This window comes from Lysobacter sp. A378, assembly GCF_054052125.1.
Window position 1 is genome coordinate 1 of record NZ_JBSVRK010000002.1, and the last position, 18,048, is coordinate 18,048.

At 64.1% G+C, this 18,048-nt stretch carries 22 protein-coding genes and 1 pseudogene; 5 read left to right on the plus strand and 18 right to left on the minus strand.

Features of this window, described 5'->3' with window-relative positions:
• Window positions 1-198 precede the first annotated feature (198 nt).
• Window positions 199-408, minus strand: a complete 210-nt coding sequence (locus ACW7G1_RS05925; protein WP_456978858.1) for a DUF1737 domain-containing protein — start codon at window positions 406-408, stop codon at window positions 199-201.
• Window positions 409-654: 246 nt separating this feature from the next.
• Here ACW7G1_RS05925 and ACW7G1_RS05930 point away from each other — a divergent pair.
• Window positions 655-1,015, plus strand: a pseudogene (locus tag ACW7G1_RS05930) (IS110 family transposase); the annotation flags it as partial.
• A 147-nt stretch (window positions 1,016-1,162) separates the two neighbouring features.
• Window positions 1,163-1,567 (plus strand): transposase, encoded by a 405-nt coding sequence (locus ACW7G1_RS05935; RefSeq protein ID WP_456979848.1) that lies wholly within the window; start codon window positions 1,163-1,165, stop codon window positions 1,565-1,567.
• Window positions 1,568-1,686: 119 nt separating this feature from the next.
• Here ACW7G1_RS05935 and ACW7G1_RS05940 read toward each other — a convergent pair whose 3' ends face one another.
• From ACW7G1_RS05940 to ACW7G1_RS05950, 3 genes are all read right to left on the minus strand, one after another.
• Entirely contained in the window at window positions 1,687-2,346 is a 660-nt protein-coding gene (locus tag ACW7G1_RS05940; RefSeq protein ID WP_456978859.1) for an HAD family hydrolase, read from the minus strand.
• Between the two features lie 67 nt (window positions 2,347-2,413).
• A complete protein-coding gene (locus ACW7G1_RS05945) occupies window positions 2,414-2,797 on the minus strand; it encodes a nuclear transport factor 2 family protein (RefSeq protein ID WP_456978860.1) in 384 nt (127 codons plus the stop codon).
• A 537-nt stretch (window positions 2,798-3,334) separates the two neighbouring features.
• A complete protein-coding gene (locus ACW7G1_RS05950; RefSeq protein ID WP_456978861.1) occupies window positions 3,335-3,730 on the minus strand; it encodes an MAPEG family protein in 396 nt (131 codons plus the stop codon).
• Between the two features lie 657 nt (window positions 3,731-4,387).
• Here ACW7G1_RS05950 and ACW7G1_RS05955 point away from each other — a divergent pair.
• A complete protein-coding gene (locus ACW7G1_RS05955) occupies window positions 4,388-5,401 on the plus strand; it encodes an integron integrase (protein ID WP_456978862.1) in 1,014 nt (337 codons plus the stop codon).
• Window positions 5,402-5,458: 57 nt separating this feature from the next.
• Here ACW7G1_RS05955 and mgtE read toward each other — a convergent pair whose 3' ends face one another.
• Window positions 5,459-6,820 carry a magnesium transporter gene (gene mgtE / locus ACW7G1_RS05960; protein WP_456978863.1) on the minus strand — a complete coding sequence of 454 codons (1,362 nt, stop codon included), beginning with the start codon at window positions 6,818-6,820 and terminating at the stop codon, window positions 5,459-5,461.
• A 158-nt stretch (window positions 6,821-6,978) separates the two neighbouring features.
• Here mgtE and ACW7G1_RS05965 point away from each other — a divergent pair, with 158 nt between their 5' ends.
• Window positions 6,979-7,392, plus strand: coding sequence for a hypothetical protein (locus tag ACW7G1_RS05965; protein ID WP_456978864.1), 414 nt, complete (start codon window positions 6,979-6,981; stop codon window positions 7,390-7,392).
• Here the strand turns inward: ACW7G1_RS05965 and ptsP are convergent.
• The 13 genes from ptsP to ACW7G1_RS06030 all read right to left on the minus strand — a co-directional run bounded on the left by ptsP (window position 7,386) and on the right by ACW7G1_RS06030 (window position 17,624).
• Entirely contained in the window at window positions 7,386-9,116 is a 1,731-nt protein-coding gene (gene ptsP, locus ACW7G1_RS05970; protein ID WP_456979849.1) for a phosphoenolpyruvate--protein phosphotransferase, read from the minus strand. The genes ACW7G1_RS05965 and ptsP overlap by 7 nt on opposite strands.
• A 1-nt stretch (window position 9,117) precedes the next feature.
• Window positions 9,118-9,387 carry an HPr family phosphocarrier protein gene (locus ACW7G1_RS05975; protein ID WP_456978865.1) on the minus strand — a complete coding sequence of 90 codons (270 nt, stop codon included), beginning with the start codon at window positions 9,385-9,387 and terminating at the stop codon, window positions 9,118-9,120.
• Window positions 9,388-9,462: 75 nt separating this feature from the next.
• Complete coding sequence (locus ACW7G1_RS05980) at window positions 9,463-9,855, minus strand: PTS sugar transporter subunit IIA (RefSeq protein ID WP_456978866.1); 393 nt, start codon at window positions 9,853-9,855, stop codon at window positions 9,463-9,465.
• Window positions 9,856-9,858: 3 nt separating this feature from the next.
• Entirely contained in the window at window positions 9,859-10,797 is a 939-nt protein-coding gene (gene rapZ, locus ACW7G1_RS05985; RefSeq protein ID WP_456978867.1) for an RNase adapter RapZ, read from the minus strand.
• Window positions 10,797-11,756 carry an HPr(Ser) kinase/phosphatase gene (gene hprK, locus ACW7G1_RS05990; RefSeq protein ID WP_456978868.1) on the minus strand — a complete coding sequence of 320 codons (960 nt, stop codon included), beginning with the start codon at window positions 11,754-11,756 and terminating at the stop codon, window positions 10,797-10,799. Before hprK ends, rapZ begins: the two co-directional genes overlap by 1 nt.
• A complete protein-coding gene (locus ACW7G1_RS05995) occupies window positions 11,756-12,217 on the minus strand; it encodes a PTS sugar transporter subunit IIA (protein WP_456978869.1) in 462 nt (153 codons plus the stop codon). Before ACW7G1_RS05995 ends, hprK begins: the two co-directional genes overlap by 1 nt.
• A gap of 5 nt (window positions 12,218-12,222) precedes the next feature.
• Complete coding sequence (gene hpf / locus ACW7G1_RS06000; protein ID WP_456978870.1) at window positions 12,223-12,552, minus strand: ribosome hibernation-promoting factor, HPF/YfiA family; 330 nt, start codon at window positions 12,550-12,552, stop codon at window positions 12,223-12,225.
• A gap of 69 nt (window positions 12,553-12,621) precedes the next feature.
• Complete coding sequence (locus ACW7G1_RS06005; RefSeq protein WP_456978871.1) at window positions 12,622-14,046, minus strand: RNA polymerase factor sigma-54; 1,425 nt, start codon at window positions 14,044-14,046, stop codon at window positions 12,622-12,624.
• 89 nt (window positions 14,047-14,135) lie between these two features.
• Entirely contained in the window at window positions 14,136-14,855 is a 720-nt protein-coding gene (gene lptB, locus ACW7G1_RS06010; RefSeq protein WP_456978872.1) for an LPS export ABC transporter ATP-binding protein, read from the minus strand.
• Window positions 14,855-15,460, minus strand: a complete 606-nt coding sequence (gene lptA / locus ACW7G1_RS06015) for a lipopolysaccharide transport periplasmic protein LptA (RefSeq protein ID WP_456978873.1) — start codon at window positions 15,458-15,460, stop codon at window positions 14,855-14,857. The genes lptB and lptA overlap by 1 nt, the downstream gene beginning before the upstream one ends.
• Complete coding sequence (gene lptC, locus ACW7G1_RS06020) at window positions 15,450-16,016, minus strand: LPS export ABC transporter periplasmic protein LptC (RefSeq protein WP_456978874.1); 567 nt, start codon at window positions 16,014-16,016, stop codon at window positions 15,450-15,452. Before lptC ends, lptA begins: the two co-directional genes overlap by 11 nt.
• Window positions 16,013-16,615, minus strand: coding sequence for a KdsC family phosphatase (locus tag ACW7G1_RS06025; RefSeq protein ID WP_456978875.1), 603 nt, complete (start codon window positions 16,613-16,615; stop codon window positions 16,013-16,015). Before ACW7G1_RS06025 ends, lptC begins: the two co-directional genes overlap by 4 nt.
• Before the next feature lie 4 nt (window positions 16,616-16,619).
• Window positions 16,620-17,624 (minus strand): KpsF/GutQ family sugar-phosphate isomerase, encoded by a 1,005-nt coding sequence (locus ACW7G1_RS06030; RefSeq protein WP_456978876.1) that lies wholly within the window; start codon window positions 17,622-17,624, stop codon window positions 16,620-16,622.
• 186 nt (window positions 17,625-17,810) lie between these two features.
• Here ACW7G1_RS06030 and ACW7G1_RS06035 point away from each other — a divergent pair, with 186 nt between their 5' ends.
• On the plus strand, window positions 17,811-18,047 hold the full coding sequence (locus ACW7G1_RS06035; RefSeq protein ID WP_456978877.1) for a BolA family protein: 237 nt from the start codon (window positions 17,811-17,813) through the stop codon (window positions 18,045-18,047).
• Window position 18,048 lies beyond the last annotated feature (1 nt).

Here is an 18,048-nt window from a genome sequence, read left to right on the forward strand (position 1 = left end):
GGGCGCAAGAGCGCGGGGGTGGCCGAAAAGAGGCGCCTCCGACGGCGCGTTTGCCCGATGCTGACGGCGTCATTCTGACGCCCAGAAGTGCGAAAGACTGCACTCGTTCTGGTGACGCCCAACGCTGGAGTTAAGCGGCGGCGCAGCCGTCCGCCTTGAACGAGTTGTTAGGCGCCACACTTTGCAGCGCGCCAACGATCATTGGTTAGTACCGGACAATTGGCGCTTTGTGCGAGGCCAAATAATGGCTTGCGCCAAGACGATTCTTTGGCCGTCGAAAGTTGCAGCAACCGAACCATAAAGCTCATAACCAAGTGCCAGAGCTCCACTAACACGGTGACAGAACGCAGCATCATCTGGACCGGTGAGCACACGATAGATCGGCAGGTCGTTTGGTGGTTGCTTCATGAACTCGCCTCGATGACGGATGTGGCGCCTAACGCCTTATGTCTTGAGTTTCCCCTACCGTAGGCGCCGAGAGCCCGACGTGCGCGCCCGATAACGCCTCGGTGTCAGACCACCGTAATTCAGCAGGGGCCGCACGCCGGATCTCGCGCCCTGCGCCCGAACAGTTGATCGAGGTTTCCCTCGAACTGATAAGCGTGGGCCTCGGGCGCGATGCTCTCGGCCAATCAACTGTAGCGGAGAACGAACATGTCAGCAGCAGGGATCGATGTGGGCAAGGCCAGCCTGGATTTGGCCGTGGATGGGCAGCCGCGCGTGCTCCGGTTCGCCAACAATCGGGCGGACATCGCCAAGCTGGTCAAGCGACTACAGGCACTTGGGGCCACGCGGATCGTGGTCGAAGCCACCGGCGGCTACGAGGAGCCACTGCTCGAGGCCTGCTGCGATGCCGGTCTGTGGATTGCCCGGGTCAACCCGCGCCTTCGCCAACGCCACCGGCGAGCTGGCCAAGACCGACGACATCGACGCCCGGATCCTGGCGCTCATGGCCCGGCTGTTCGCCGACCGTCTGCGCCCCTACCTCGCACCGCCGCCCTGGCAACGCGAGCTGCGTGATTGGCTGCGCCGTCGCAGCCAGGTGGTCGTCCTGCTCCAAGCCCAGAAGCAGCAGGCGGCGATGGCGCCTGCTTCCGTCCGCAAGCTTGCAGCCCGCACCATTGCCGCCTTGGTCCGGGAGCTTGCCGCGATCGAGAAAACAATGAAGGCCTTGATCCAGGCGCACGCCACGCCCGCGCTACGCTCGAGCAAGGTGCTTGGACCCGTGTTCCAGGCCACCGCTCTCGCGCTGCTGCCGGAGCTCGGCCACCTTGATCGCAGACAGATCGCCAAGCTCACCGGCGTGGCTCCGATGAACCGGGACAGCGGACAGGGCCAGGGCAAGCGGCGGATCCGTGGAGGGCGCGCGCCGGTTCGCGTCGCGCTCTACATGGCCACGCTCTCGGCCGTACGCTGGGATCCGACCATGAAGGCGCACTACCAGCAGCTGCGAGCGCGTGGAAAGCTGGGCAAGGTGGCTCTGGTGGCGTGCATGCGGAAGCTGCTCGGGATCATCAACGCAAGGCGGCGTGACGAGCTTCGGGCCGAGGGTCTGGCACTGGCTTGAGCGGCACGCTTCAAGACAGTTGCTGAGTTAAGCCGACCTGCGTAGCGTAGCCGGCAACATGGCAAGCTTTACCTGCCATGTTGTTGGTGTAGCGAAGCAGGTTCGGCTTGAACGAATTGTTAGGCGCCGCCCCACGGCTTTTGCACCAGGCTCGGAAGAGCGTCCATGCTATCAAACACATGATGCGCCCCCGCTGCCTGCAAGCGATGAGCTGGCGTCAAGCCGCAGTAGCCCAAGACTGTCATTCCCGCGGCGACCGCAGCTGCCACGCCAGTGGGCGTGTCTTCGACCACCACGCAGTTGGCGGGCGAGGCGTTGAGTTCTTTGGCTGCATGCAGAAAGATATCTGGCGCAGGCTTTGGATTTGCCACCTCAGTTACGCTAAAAATTCTCCCCTCGAATCGCCGCCAAAGCCCTGTGATGCCCAGCGTAGTGCGCATTTTTTCATGATCTCCGCTTGAGGCAACGCAGGTCGGCAGAGCTAACTTGTCAAGTGCATCTTCTATGCCTGGAACCGGAAGAAGGCCTGATTCAAGAGCATTCTTGGTGCGTGCTCGATAAGCCGGCAGGAAGTCTGCAGATGGAGGCTTGCCCAACATACTTGTGATCTTGTCCAAGCACTGGTTCATGGAATGACCGACGAACTGCTCAAACATGTCTTCGAGCGTTAATGGAAGTCCGAGCTCATTTAACATGTCAACGAACACTTGGTTGGTGATGCGTTCGCTATCGACCAAGACGCCGTCACAATCAAAGATGATGAGTTTGTAATGCGACATAGCTTCGTAAGGCACCTAACGCTTGAATTAAGCCGACCCGCGAAGCGGGTTCGGCTTGAATGAATTGTTAGGAATACGCCGCCTGGAGTTCGGCTGTGTCCTCAAACATCTTGTACGAACGAATCAGGCCCTCCTCAATTTGGCAGACCAAAGCCCATTCGCTTTTGAATACATGTCCATTCTTCCGAAGCTTGTGCTGCATATACCCGTGTGCGAACACAAAGTCATCGACTACGGCCCATTTGCGAAACTCAAACACCTCTGTGTCAAACATCTCCGAAACGATGGTCAGAAAACGGCTCACGCCATCTCTTCGCTCGAACCGTCCGTAGATGGGCACATCGCTCGGACCTTGAGCTTCGAATACTGCGTCCTCATGCACATATTTGAGGGCACCTTCGACATCCGCTGATGCGAGGCGCGAGAAGAAGTGCTCTACTGGATTAGCCATCGATATCTCCTAAGTAGGCCTAACGCCGGAATTAAGCCGACCCGCACGGTGCAGGCCGGATGCCGATGCAACGCCGTCAACGGCTCATTTGAACGAAGCGACGAAGCGGGTTCGGCTTGAATGAATTGTTAGGCGGCGCGTTAGATACCATCGCCGTCCATTTAGCCGTGAACTTTAGAGTGAAGTACCAGACCTATAACGAGCATGACTTGAGCCAAAAGACTCACGAGATGCCACTGCGGCAAGACGAGCGGCGCAACAATTGAAGCGACACAGGCGATCGCGATAATAGATTTCGCCCGTGTCGACGCATCCGAGGCAACTACGAAGCGACCGGTGACCAACACAACCACTATTAGCAAAATCAAACCGTATGGCATTGATAAATCGTCCGATGCCCTGAAGTGTAGTGCCGCCTAACGCCTGAGTTAAGCCGAACCGCGTAGTGGAGCCAAAGGCATGGCAAGCTTTTTCTGCCATGCCTTTGGTGTAACGAAGCGGTTTCGGCTTGAACGAATTGTTAGGCTGCTGCCCCGGCTACCGGGACTGAAGAACCACAGCCCAAAGTCCGAGTGTAGCGAGGAAGTTGACCGTGAACACCAAGCCGCGCAGTCGGATGTTTGTAGTGAGGATCTGAACGCAGCTATGGGCCAAGCGACCGACGACAAAGACCCACGCAAGAACAACCGCAGCAGTGCTCACCAGATGGCCTTGCATTAGCAGCAGGCATGCTGCGTAGAAAAAGACGGGCCACTCGAACTGATTGGATAGGTTTGCACTGATACGGGACTCAATAGCTGCCCACGGATTGGAGCCGTCCGCGCGTTGGCCGATGCCCCAGACTTTGGGAGCGCGCGCAACGGTAAGCAGAGCGTAGAGGAGTGCAGCAAGCGCTACGTGCGCTGCCATTGGAAGCACAAGTGGATGTGCCATGTATTCCCCGGTTGCGAGATGCTGCAGCCTAACGCCTGAGTTAAGCCGACTTGCGTAGCGGAGCCAACAACATGGCAAGCTTTTTCTGCCATGTTGTTGGTGTAGCGAAGCAAGTTCGGCTTGAACGAATTGTTAGGCCACCGCCTAGTACTGCTGCAGCTCTGAGACCACGGATGCACGCAGCTCTGGGGTGACCGTTACACGGACAGCATAACTGCCGCCGCCCTCAAAGTAGCCGCTGGGCGGCAAGGCAACCTCTTTGCCATTGACGCGGAAAGACATGCTAAGGCCGGACTCACCGGATGGGCTGACCTGCGTTGTGGCAGTTGCGCCAGGCGGAAGATCACCTACGTGCTGCGTGAAGCCAGATCCGGCCACAGTGATCGATTGAAGCAGAACGTCAGAGCGATTCTCTACGGTCACCGGCGTTGGCTCACTGCAGCCGCCAAGCAAAAGCATGACTATCAGGGGCAGCGAACGTGTCATAGGTGGCCTAACGCTTAGTAGATCCCCAAAGTGGGGTGTTATCGGATCGTCGCCTTTAATCTGGGGCGCCGTCAATCAGGGAAATCCTACCCTATATCAGCGGCTTATCCACTTACGCCGCGGTCGCTTGAAGTGGAAGCTGGCTGGGGAAAGCGGCTTTTGTGGGGTGTCATGTCTTATCGTCCCGAAATTGCGGTGTTATCTGGCAGCGAGGCGGCGCCTGATCGTCCGCCGCGCTTGCTGGAGCAGGTGCGGGCCCGGTGCCGGTTGAAGCATTACAGCCTGCGCACCGAGCGGGTCTATCTGTGCTGGATCAAGCGTTTCATCCTGGCCAATCGCAAGCGGCACCCGCGCGACATGGGGGTGGTGGAGGTGGAGGCGTTCCTGTCGTCGCTGGCGACGCACGACAACGTGGCGGCGAGCACCCAGAACCAGGCGCTGTCGGCGTTGTTGTTCCTGTATCGGCAGGTGCTCGGCATCGAGTTGCCGTGGATGGAGTCGGTGGTGCGGGCCAAGCGGCCGCAGCGGATTCCGGTGGTCCTGTCGCGCGATGAGGTGACCCGGTTGCTGGCGGTGCTCGATGGTCAGGTGTGGCTGATGGCGGCGCTGTTGTATGGCGCCGGGATGCGGTTGATGGAGTGCGTGCGGCTGCGGGTCAAGGACGTGGACTTCGGTCGCAACGAGATCTGCGTGCGCAATGGCAAGGGTGGCAAGGATCGGCGGGTGCCGTTGCCGCGCAAGTTGCGCGAGCGGTTGCGGGAGCAGGTCGAGCGGGTGCGGGTGATACACGCGCAGGACTTGTTGCAGGGTCTCGGTGTGGTCAGCTTGCCGCATGCGCTGGCGCGCAAGTATGCCAATGCCGGCCGCGAACTCGGTTGGCAATTCGTGTTTCCGTCGGTGCGCCATTCGCTGGATCCGCGCGACGGCAGCAAGCGGCGCCACCATGTCGACGAGGGCGTGCTGCAACGTGCGGTCAAGACCGCGCGGGCACGCGCCGGGATCGACAAGCCGGCGACCTGCCATACGCTGCGCCATTCGTTCGCCACCCATCTGCTGGAGGACGGCCACGACATCCGCACGGTGCAGGAGCTGCTTGGCCACAAGGACGTAGCGACCACGCAGATCTATACCCACGTGTTGGGTCGCGGAGCGGGCGGGGTGCTCAGTCCGCTGGACAGGGATTGAACAAACGGGCGGCCAGTCTTTCAGGGAGCAGCCCGTGCGTTTGCCATGCCCCGTGGCTCAGTGCAGCAACACCAGCGTCGCCAGCCCCAGGAAGCTCAGGAACCCCATCACGTCGGTGATCGTGGTCAGCAGGACCCCGCCTGCCAGCGCCGGGTCAAAGCCCATCCGCTTCAGGGTCAGCGGTACCAGCACACCGCCGGCGGCGGCGGTCAGCAGGTTGATGGTCAGGGCGACGCCGATCACCAGCGACAACATCGGGTCGCGGAACCACAGCAGTACGATAACTCCCAATCCGATGCCCAGGCACAGGCCGTTGATCAGGGCGACGGCAAGTTCCTTGCGCAGCAGTTCGCCGACGTTGGAGGCGCCGATCTGGCCCAGTGCCAGTCCCCGGATCATCAGCGCAAGTACCTGGGTGCCGGCATTGCCACCCATCCCCGCCACGATCGGCATCAGGATGGCCAGCGCGACGATCTTCTCGATCGAGCCTTCGAAACGACCAATCACGCCGGCCGCCAGGAACGCCGTGCACAGGTTTACACCGAGCCAGATCAACCGGCGCCGGAACGCGCGCCGGGCCGGGCTGAACATGTCTTCGTCCTCGTCCAGACCTGCCGCGCTCAAGGCCTGGTGTTCGGCTTGTTCGCGGATGATGTCGACCACGTCATCGACGGTGATGCGGCCCAGCAAGGTGTGGGTGTCATCGACCACCGGTGCGCTCAGCCAGTCGTGATCGGAGAACTGGCGGGCCACCTCGTTGGCCGATTCGTCCACGTCGAATGCCGGCTGTTCGTCGTCGAGCAGGCGGTTGATCGGCGTGGACGGTTCGTGGGTCAGCAATGCGGCCAGGGCGATCCGACCGCGGTACTGATGGCGCCGACTGACCACGTAGAGGTGGTCGGTGTGCTCGGGCAGCTCGCCGCGCAGGCGCAGGAAGCGCAGCACCACGTCGACGGTGGTGTCGGCGCGGACGGTGACCACGTCGGGGTTCATCAGGCGCCCGGCGGTGCCTTCGGGGTAGGAAAGCACCTGCTCGAGGCGTTCGCGGTTTTCCCGGTCCATCGACTTGAGTACTTCATCGATGACGGTGTCTGGCAGGTCCTCGACCAGGTCGGCCAGGTCATCGATGTCGAGGTCGCCGACCGCGGCGATGATCTCGTCGGGGTCCATGTCCGCCAGCAGGCTTTCGCGCACCTCGTCGCCAACGTGGACCAGGACCTCACCGTCGTCCTCGGGATCCACCAGCCCCCAGACGATGACCCGCTTGCCCAGCGGCAGCGATTCCAGCAGGTTGCCGATCTCGGCCGGGGAAAGGGTATTGACCAGCCGTCGTACCGGGCCCAGCCGCCCGCTGTCGAGGGCGTCGGAGAGCATCCGCAATTGGTGCGAGGTCTTGTCGTGGCGGACGGCTTCGGCCATGCGTGCTCCTGGTCAGGAAGCCGCACCCGCGCCGGATGCGACCAGCTTCATGTGGTCATCGAAGGATTATCCCTGCTCCCGGGGATTGTGCCCAGCGATATGGGTTGCTGGCGACTTCGTGGTATTGATACGCCACTATTTTCGACATGGTTTCCAGCATGCGCTACACAACGCTCCGACTCGTCTGCCACGCGACGATTGCCCTTGCCGGTTTGATGCTTGCCGCTTGCAGTGCACCCGAGGTGCCCACGCAACTGCCGTTCGCGGAGCCGGGGGTGACGTTCACGGTGACCCCTGCCGGCCCGGGTTGTGCACCGGACGGCACGTATCGCAGTGCGGTCAACTGGGATGTGCCGTTGTCGATGAGCTCGAAGATCGAGATCCAGATTGGCGCGGACGACCGCAAGGTTTTTGCTCGCAGCGACGAGTCCATGGGGACCGAGCAGACCGACGCGTGGACCTCCGACGGCATGGTGTTCATTTTGGTCGATCGTGATACCGACATGCTGCTGGCCGCGGTCGCTGCCGGGCCGGGTCGTTGCGAGGCCGCCGGGACAACCGCTGGTCAATGACCGAGCTGGTTGTCCAGCCAACGCTCAATCTCGCCGCGGTCGCGCGCGCGCATCAATGCCGGTGCGTGGGCGCGCAGCCGGGCCAGGTCGCAGTCGCGGATGGTGCGGCGCACCTCCAGCAGGCTGGTCGGATGCATGCTGAATTGCTCCAGCCCCAGCGCCAGCAGCAGCGGGGCAAAACGGGCATCGCCGGCAACCTCACCGCATAGCGCAATCGGCACCTGGCGCCGTTTTGCCACCCGGATCACATCGCGCAAGACCCGCAGAACGGCCGGGTGCAGCAGGGTGTACAGCTCGCCCAGCGCCTCGTTGTTGCGGTCGGCGGCGAGCAGGTACTGGATCAGGTCATTGGTGCCGATGGACAGGAAGTCCGTCTCGCCAATGAAATCCGCCAGCGAGATCGCCGCCGCCGGAACCTCGATCATCGCGCCCACCGCGACATGGCCGGCCATCTCATGGCCTTCGCCGTGCAGGTCGCGAGCAATGCGCTTGATGTGCTGACGCGCCTGGCGCACTTCATCTCGGGTGGTGATCATCGGCAGCAGGATTCGCAGCGGCCCGTAGCCCGATGCACGCAGCAGGGCGCGCAACTGGGTCTCCAGCAAGTCGGCGCGCGCCAGCGACAGCCGTATCCCGCGCAGGCCCAGCGCGGGGTTTGATTCGTCGCGCAGGGCCAGGTCGGTGCGGTCCGCCTTGTCGGCGCCGACGTCGAGGGTTCGGATGGTCACCGGACGCCCGCTCATCCCGAGGATCACATCGCGATAGGCCTGGAATTGCTCATGCTCGTCCGGCAGTTCATTGCGCTGCAGGAACAGGAACTCGGTGCGATACAGGCCGATCCCGGTGGCGCCCAATGCGTGCGCCTCGGCAACGTCAGCGCGCGATTCCGCATTGGCGTACAGCTCGATTTCGGTATCGTCGCGGGTCCGGTTGGGCTCGCGACGCAGGCGATTGAGCTCGCGTCGTTCGCGCACGTAGCCGCGTTGCGCGGTGCGGTGGCGGCGCAGGTCCGCCGGTGCGGGTTCCAGGATCACCGTGCCGGTGCCGCCATCCACGATCAGCGCGTCGCCATCGTTGATTCGCTGCAGTACGCTGGCCACGCCCACCACCAGCGGCAAGTGCAGGCTGCGGGCGAGGATGGCGCTATGCGACAACGGGCTGCCACTGGCGGTCACGATCGCGACCACGCCCTGGGCCTGCAGCTGGGCCAGCTCGGCCGGGGCGACGTTGTCGCTGACCAGGATATCGCCGGCGACGCCTTTCATCCCGCTGGCGCGACGGTGCAATGCGGCGTGGACGCGGCCGATCACCTGGTCGATATCGTCCAGGCGGCTGCGGAAGTAGTCATCGTCCATGGTGTTGAACACCGCGGCGATGCGATCGCGTTGCAGGCGCAGTGCATAGTCGGCGCTGTAGCGATCACTGTGTATCAGCTCGTCCAGCCCCTTGAGCAGCTCCGGATCGTCCAGAAGCAGCGCGTGCAGATCCAGGAACTCGCCGACCTCGTGGGCCAACGCCCCTTGCAACTGGTCGCGCAGTCCGTGCATGTCGTTGCGTACGCGATCGATCGCGCTGTGCAGTCGTTCCAGCTCGGCGTCAACGGCACCGGGCGCGATGCGCTCCTCGATCACGTCCAGCACATGCGGCAGGCGCACGCGGGCACGGCCCAGTGCGTTGCCGCGTGAGGCCGGTTGTCCGCGAAGCTCCTGTCGTAACCGTTTGATCCTATTGGTCCTCGTCAAAGCGACGCTCGAACAACGCGCTGACTGCCTCCGCGACGGCCGATTCATCGTCGCCATCGACCCGCAACCGGACCTGGGTGCCTTGACCGGCGGCCAGCAACATCACCCCCATGATGCTCTTGGCGTTGACCTCGCGACCTTTGGCAATCAGCGTCGCGCTGCACTGGTAACCCGAGAGCAGCTGCACCAGTTTGGCGGTGGCGCGGGCATGCAGGCCCAGACGGTTGGAGACGGTCAATTCGCGTTCGATCATGGCAAGGGTCCAGAAGCGGTGGTCACGGGGCTGTAGTCAACAGTGAAGGGCATTGCATCGGTGCCAGCGCCATGATCAGCTGTCATCCAGCCGCACACCGTTGCGCGCGCCCGCCCCCGCCACGGCCGGCAACTGGTCCAGGTCCAGCTCGGCGTAGTTCATCACCCGCAACAACATCGGCAAGCTCAACGCCGACACCCGCCGGACCGGAGTGCCCAGCGTGGCCAGTCGGGCGGCCAGGTTGCTGGGCGTGGATCCGTACAGGTCCGTCAGCACCAGCACGCCGTCGCCGTCATCCACCCGGCGCATGGCGGCGCTGGCGCCGGGCAGGAGCTGGTCGGGGTCGCCGTCAAACGGGACTTCCAGCGCCTCCGCGCGCAGTGGCAGCGGACTCAGCAGGCGTGAGGCGACGGCCAGCACGGCGCTACCGATGCCTTCGTGGGTAATGAGGAGTATGCCGACGGCCATGGCTCAGTCGATCTCGCGATGGTGGACCGCGACCTCGTCCCATCCCTGCTCACGTGCGTGTCGGGCCAGGCGTTCGGCCAGATAGACCGAGCGGTGGCGCCCGCCGGTACAGCCGAACGCCACGGTGATGTAGCTGCGGCTGGTGTCTTCGTGCAGTCGCGGCAACCAGGTATCCAGGAAACCACTGACTTGCTCCACGAACTGGTTGACCAGTGGCTGGGAGGCGAAATAATCGCCAACTGCGCCATCGCGTCCCGACAACGGCCGCAGGATCGGGTCCCAGTGCGGGTTGGGCAGGCAACGGGCGTCGAACACGAAATCCGCGTCCTTCGGCACGCCATGGCGGTAGGCGAACGATTCGAACAACAGTGACACCGCGCTGTCGTTGCCCAGGGCGAACTCGGTGATGACGTGGCGCCGCAACTGGTGGACATTCAGGTCGCTGGTATCGAGGTCGACGTCGGCCAGCTGTCGCAGCGGCCGCAGTACCTGGCGCTCCAGCGCAATCGCATCGGGAAGCGACAGGCCCAGATGGCTCAGTGGATGGCGTCGACGGGTATCGGCGTAGCGCTTGAGCAGGATATCGTCGCGGCACTCGAAGAACATCAACCGCGGGTCCAGTCCGAGCTTTCCAACCTCCGACAGCCAGGCCGGGATGTTGCTCAGGTCGCTGTGGCTGTTGCGTACATCGATGCCGACCGCAAGCTTGGCCGTGGTCGAGCCGCCGGTGGCGCTGCGCACGAACGCGGGCAGCAACTCGGCCGGCAGGTTGTCCACGCAGTAGTAGCCCAGGTCCTCGAACGTCTTCAACGCCACCGACTTGCCGGAACCCGACATGCCGCTGACGATGACCAGCGCGTCGGTGCCCGCACGGGTGTCCGCGGATCTGGTGCGGGTCGGCTCCGGCGGGGAGGGCGAGGAAGGGGGCAGGGTGTTGGCCATCAGCTGGTGCCACGTTCGAGGAAGTTGTTGTGCCGGGCGATGAACGCCGCCGCCGGGTCCATGCCTTTCATACGCAAGCTGTGCAGACGGGTCGCGGCCTCGGCCAGCACCGCCAGGTTGCGCCCCGGCATCACCGGCAGCGAGCTCATCGGCACGTCCAGGTCGTGCACCCGGCGGGTCTGGTTATCGCCGGTCAACCGTGCCATGCCATCGAGCTCGCTGGTCTCGCTGGGACGGGTGAGATGGATGATCAGGCGCAGGTATTTATTGGTCTTGACGGCGGTGTCGCCAAACATCTGGCGGATGTTCAGCACCCCCAGGCCGCGGACTTCCAACAGGTCCTGGAGCAACTCGGGACAGGTACCGTCAAGCACGTCCGGCGCGATCTGGGTGAACTCCGGTGCATCGTCGGCAACCAGTCGGTGACCGCGGCTTACCAGCTCCAGCGCCAGCTCGCTTTTGCCGGCACCGGAATCGCCGGTAATCAGGACGCCGATCGAGTAGATCTCCATGAATACCCCGTGCAGGGTGATTCGTGGCGCCAGGGCGCGAGCCAGATGGTATTGCAGGTGATTGAGCAACTCGTGCCCGCGTGCGGCCGAGCCCCACAGCGGGGTCAGCGACTCCTCGGCCGCTTCGATCAGGTCGGTAGGACAGTCCTGGCCCTTGGTGATGACCAGCGCCAGCGGCCGGAACTGGATGATCTTCTCGATCGTCTCCCAGCGGTGGCGCGAGTCCAGCGAATCCAGCCAGGTCAGTTCCTCGGTGCCCAGTATCTGCACTTTGTTGGGATAGATCGCGTTCAGGTAACCGGCCAGCGACGGCCGCCGGGCCACGGTTTCCACCGCTTCCAGCATGCGATCGCCGCCCGCCTGACCGGCAAACCAACGCAGCTTGAGGCGGTCGCGCTGCTGGTCGAACAGCTCGTTGGCACTGATGCGCGCGCTCGGTATCGGCATCACGCCACCTGGTGGTGTGCGAGCGGTTGTAACAGGCGGCGGCGCAGTTCATCGACGTTGCCGGCCTGGCGCAGACGGGCGCAAAAACCGGTAACGGAGAATTGTTCGGCCAGCTCGGCCAACTGTTCCAGGTGCTCATGCACGAAGTGCTCGGGCACCACCATTGCCAGCACCAGGTCGACCGGCTGGCCGTCGATGGCGCCAAAGTCGACCGGTTCAAGCAGGTGCAGGAATGCCCCGCGGGCGTGCCCGATCAAGCCGGTCCGGCCGTGTGGAATCGCCACGCCATGGCCGATCGCGGTACTGGCCAGGCGCTCACGTGAGCGTAGGCTGTCGCGGACCGACGGGTAGTCGTCCCGGGTCGCCAGCATCCGCGCGGCGGTGTCGATCACCGTCGCGCGGGTGTGGGGTCCGGTGACGATCGCGATGCGGTCGCTGTGGAGCAGTTGGTGCAGGGGCATTGGGACTAGCCGGGTTCGGTGATGCGCGCCAGGCTCTCGGCACGGCGATGCTGGTCGACCTGTTTGTCTTTGTGCTTGATCAGCAGCCGGTCCAGCTTGTCGGTCAGCAGGTCGACGGCCGCGTACATGTCAGGCGCTGCCGCGACGGCATGAAAGGTCCTCCCGGCGCAGGTGATGGTGGCCTCGGCACGTTGGTCGGGCTTGTCCAGGCCCAGCTGGACCCGCACTTCGAATGGCTGCTCAAAATGGCGCTGCAGGCGCGCGAGCTTGGTTTCGACGTGATCCTGGAGGGCGGCGGTGATGTCGATCTGCTGGCCGTAGACTTCGATACGCATGGGAGGACTCCTCTAACGTCGCGACGGGAGTTCAGCATAGCCCAGCCAGACGCCGGTTGGCGGTCCAAGTCAGGCGATTCGCACCCGATCCTTGGACGGGTAAATCCCCATGGCTTCGCGGTACTTGGCCACGGTGCGACGGGCGACCGGAATGCCTGTCTGCTTCAGGACATCGGCCAGTCGCGCATCGGATAGGGGCTTGCGTGGATTCTCGGCGTCGACCAGCTCGCGGATCATTGACTGGATGGCGGTGCTCGACGCTTCGCCGCCGCCGCCGGTATCAATGCCGGAGGCGAAGAAGTTACGCAGCGGTATGGTGCCGCGCGGGGTGCGGGCGTATTTGCGGGAGACAGCGCGCGAGACGGTGGATTCATGCATGCCGATCTCGGCAGCGACTTCGCGCAAGGTCAATGGCCGCAGCGCGCTGTCACCGAACTCCAGGAACCCCGCCTGTTGGCTGATCAGGCAGCGGGCCACCTTGAGCATGGTTTCACCGCGCGCCTCCAGACTCTTGAGCAGCCAGCGAGCCTCCTGCAGGTGGCCCTTGAGGTAACTGGCGTCGGCGCTGCTGGCTTTGCCGATCATGCCTTCATACCCGCGGTGGATGCTGACCCGTGGACGCATGCTTTCCGATAGCGCAACGTGCCACAGGCCATGCTGGCGCCAGATCACCACGTCCGGGGAGACGTAGGTGTCATGGGCAATGGCGCCGATGCTGGCGCCGGGACGCGGATCCAGCGAGCGCAGCAGTTGCACCGCGGTCTCGACCTGCTCGACCGCCAGCTTCATCTGCGCGGCGAGCCCTGCGATACCGATGCGCGGCAAGCGCTCCAGCGGACCATCGGTCAGTTGCAGTGCCAATGCCTTGCCCGGAGTGTCCCCGCACAGCGGCTCCAGTTGCAGGCGCAGGCACTCGCCCAGGTTGCGTGCACCGACCCCGACCGGGTCGAACCGCTGGATCTGGCACAACGCGGTGCAGATTTCCCCGTCGTCCACCTGCAGTTCCGGGGCGAGCGCGGTGGCGATGGATTCCAGTGATTCGCGGAAGTAGCCGTCATCGTCGATCGCCTCGATCAACCTCACCGCGATGTGGCGGTCGCGTGGCGACAACGGACTGAGATGCAATTGCCACAGCAGGTGGTCTTGCAGGCTGTCGGGCTCGGCCACCTGGTCACTGGCTGAATCGTCATCGTCTGGGTCGCGTGGACCGGAGCGTTGGTGCCAGGCCTCGCCATCGCCGCCGCTCCATTCCGCTTCCGTGGGTGCGGGGGTATCGCGGCCGATGGATTCCTGCTCGCCGGCAGCGGCGGGCGAGTCCCCCGGGCCGTCCGCAACCATGGTCTCGGCCCAGTCCAGCAGCGGATTGCTTTCGACCGCGGTGACCAGCTCGGCTTCAAGTTCGACTGCCGACAGTTGCAACAGCCGAATCGCCTGCTGCAACTGCGGCGTCATCACCAGGTGTTGGCCGAGCGAGATTTGTAGTTGGGGCTTCATGATCAAAAGGCAACGCGACCCGATGGTGGAGACGGCCGCTACACATGCATCATGCCCGGTATGGACTGCACCGGGTACAAGCCTTCCGGCTACAGGCGGAAGGCTTCGCCCAGATAGACGCGACGGACGTCGGGATTGGCCAGCAGCGCGTCCGGAGCCCCCTGCGCGAGCACGCCACCATCATTGAGGATATACGCCCGGTCACAAATCCCCAAGGTCTCGCGCACGTTGTGGTCGGTGATCAACACGCCGATGCCGCGGTTCTTGAGGTGGCGCACGATCCGTTGGATCTCACCGACCGAGATCGGGTCGACGCCGGCGAACGGTTCGTCCAGCAACATCAAACGCGGCTTGCCCGCCAGGGCGCGGGCGATCTCCACCCGGCGACGTTCGCCTCCCGACAGGCTTGCCCCCAGTTGGTCGGCGACGTGGCTGACCTGCAGCTCGTCCATCAGCGAGGCCAGTTCGCGCTCGCGCCCGGCCTTGTCGAGATCTTTGCGCAGCTCCAGCACCACGCGCAGGTTGTCGGCCACGGTCAGCTTGCGGAATACCGATGGTTCTTGCGGCAGGTAGCCCACACCGTACTTGGCGCGCGCATACATAGGCTCGCCGGTGATGTCCTTGCCATCGAGCAGGATCTGGCCGGCATCGGCCGGAACCAGCCCGACGATCATGTAGAAACAGGTGGTCTTGCCCGCGCCGTTGGGACCGAGCAGGCCGACCACTTCGCCGGCATCCAGGGTCAGGCCGAAATCGCGCACGACCTCGCGCGAACGATAGGACTTGCGCAGCCCCTTGGCGACCAGCATCAGCCGCCCTCCACCGGGCTGTCAGCGTCGCTGCCGTCGCTCTCGTCCGGCTGGGCCTGCGCCGGCTTTGCGCCGGAGTCCGCCGCGGGCGGCTTGCTGCCGGTGGTCTTGGGCATGATCCGCATCTTCACCCGACCATTGCCTTCACCGCCGCTGGTGACCTGGCCGCTGGTCATGTTGTACACCACGCGCTCGCCGCTCAGCGTGCCGCGTGGCTGCTTGATGTTGACCTGGCCGGTGAACACCACGGTATCGGTGGTGACGTTGTAGTCGATCTTGCTGGCGACGGCGGACATGCGGGTGCCGTCGTCCATCTGCTGCTGGAGGGTCGCGGGCGAGCCGGTCAGCACCACGCGCTCGATTTCGCCGTTGCTGGTCTGTATTTCCGCTCGCGCCGCTTCGGCGTGCAGGCTGCCCTGATCGATGGTGACGTTGCCGGACATGACCGTGGGAATACTGTCGTCCAGGCTGCCCACCGTGCGACCGGCATTGATATCCATCGGCTGGTTGCGGTCGGACTGGCGCGCGAAGGCCGACGAGCTGCAAGCGACCAGCACTGCCAGCAGTAGCCAGCGGACGGATGACATCGAATGGTTACGGGACATAGCGGGAATTGACCTTGGATTTGAGCGTGTATTGCTTGCTGGCCAGATCCACCTCCAGCCCATTGCCGCGAAGTATAGAGCCCGGCTGATTAATCGTGACCGCGACCGCGGATGTCACCAGGTCCTTCTCGGGGAATACATTCAACTGCTCGGTGGTGATGGTGACCGGAGCATCGTTGCCGCCCTCGCTGGTGGCTTTGACCGCGCCGCGCAGGCGAAGCTCGTCACCGTCGCCGCTGATCCAGCCGGTTTTTGACCGGACCTGCCAGGCATCGCCATCGCTGCCCGCCTGTGGCGGGATCAGGAACAGGGGTGTGGCAATTTCCATCGACTCGGTACCCGGGTCGCGAGTCAGCAGGGGCGCGCGCAAGGTGAACGACTGCTGGCCCCGGTCATTCAGCGCCACCAGTTCGAAGTCGTTGAGCACGTAGTCGGGGCGGGCACCGGCGGCCTCCGTCAAAGCGGGGGTGTTGTCGCCCCACTTGGTCCACAGCGACCAGCCACTGATCGCAGCGCCAGCAAGCAGCACCATGGTGATGGCCACGCGCCAGTTCACGCGTTGTCCCGTGCGGCGATGGCCGGGACCGGGCCGCTAAAGCGCGCGTCGGCATGACCCTCGTCGAGCAGGGCCGGGAGCCGGCCTTGGGCGGCCAGCACCAGGTCGCAGAACTCGCGGGCCGCACCCGCGCCTGCCGCCAGGGTGGTGCACCAGTGCGCGCGGTCGCGCACCCAGGGATGGGCATTGGTGGGCGCAACGGCAAGACCGACTTTCTGCATCGTCGGCAGGTCGGGCAGGTCATCGCCCATGAATGACACCTGGTCCAGGCTGACGCCCAGTCTTGCCGCGATCTCACCCACCCGCGCCAGCTTGTCCTTGACCGCGGTGTGGACTTCGGTGAGGCCGAGCTCGGCACCACGCCGTTCGACAATCGTGCTCGCGCGCGCGGTGACAAACGCAACTTCGACCCCGGCTTGGCGCAACAGCACCAGGCCCAGCCCGTCATGGACGTGGAAAGCCTTCAGTTCGTGGCCCTGGCTGTCAAACAGCAAGCGCCCATCGGTCAGCGTGCCATCAATGTCGAAGCAGGCCAGTCGCACGCGTTTGGCGCGCTCGACAATCGTCGCGGGCGTGTCGTCCAGGAGGTTATAGGGCATGGATTCACACCACCCGGGCGCGCAGCAGGTCGTGGATATTGAGCGCGCCGACCACCTGGTTGTCCGGATCGACCACCAGCAATCCGCTGATCTTGTGCGCCTCCATCAGTTGCGCCGCCTCTACCGCGAGCGCGCCCGAACCGATCGTGCGGGGTGATCTGGTCATCACCTGGGTAATCGGGGTGCTGCGCAGGTCGACATCGCTGTCGTCCAGGCTGCGTCGCAGGTCGCCATCGGTATACAGCCCCAACAGTTTGCCGGCGTCATCGACGATGGCGGTCATGCCCAGGCGCTTGCGGCTCATCTCCACCAGCGCCTCGCTGACGCTGGCATCGGCCTTGACGCGGGGTACCTGCTCGCCGCCGTGCATGATGTCGGCGATGTGCAGCAGCAGGCGCCGGCCGAGCGCGCCGGCCGGATGCGAGCGGGCGAAATCGTCGGCGGTGAAGCCGCGCGCTTCCAGCAAGGCGACGGCAAGGGCATCGCCCATCGCCAACGAGGCGGTGGTGCTGGAAGTGGGCGTCAGGTGCAGCGGACAGGCTTCGGCCGGGACGCTGACGTCGAGATGGACATCGGACGCGAGCGCCAGCGTGGAGTTGTTGCGACCGGTCATCGAGATCAACCGGTTGCCCTGGCGCTTCAGGCCGGGCAACAGCATCGCCACCTCGTCGCTCTCGCCCGAGTAGGACAGCGCCAGGACCACGTCGGCATCGGTAATCATCCCCAGGTCGCCGTGGCCGGCTTCGCCGGGGTGCACGTAGAACGATGGCGTGCCGGTGGAGGCCAGGGTGGCAGCGATCTTGCGCGCGATGTGGCCGGACTTGCCCATGCCGGTGGTGACCACGCGGCCGCGCACGTCCAGCATCAACCGGCAGGCGGCGCTGAACTCGCCATCCAGCCGGGCGGCCACCGCGGCGAGGGCCGTGGCTTCGATATCGAATACGCGACGACCGCTGCCGGCGAAGTCGGTTCCAGGGGAGTCTTGGACGGGGCTGGGAGATGTTGCCATTTCGGAGCAGGGGGCTTTCCGCTAGGCTGGGAGGGTTGATTTTACCCAGTTTGTCCGGCTGCGTACCCCATCCGCTGAACCCGTCCCCACCATGGAGCGATGGATGCATGCGAGTGGTCCGATCCGGATCGATTCCTGCTTCCATCCGGCGAGTCGATTTCGCCGCTTTCGTTGAGACCCGAAACCTTGAATCCTGACACCATAAAAACCCTGATCGAGCTCGGCTTGCCGGGCGCCCGCGCCGACGTATCCGGCGAGGATGGCGTGCATTTCGAGGCGACCGTGGTCAGCGACGCATTTGCCGGCAAGCTGCCGCTGGCCCGGCACCGTCTGGTCTACGCGACCCTGGGTGACCGCATGGGTGGAGAGATTCACGCCCTGGCACTGAAAACATTGACGCCCGCTGAAGCCGGGCAGGGCTGAG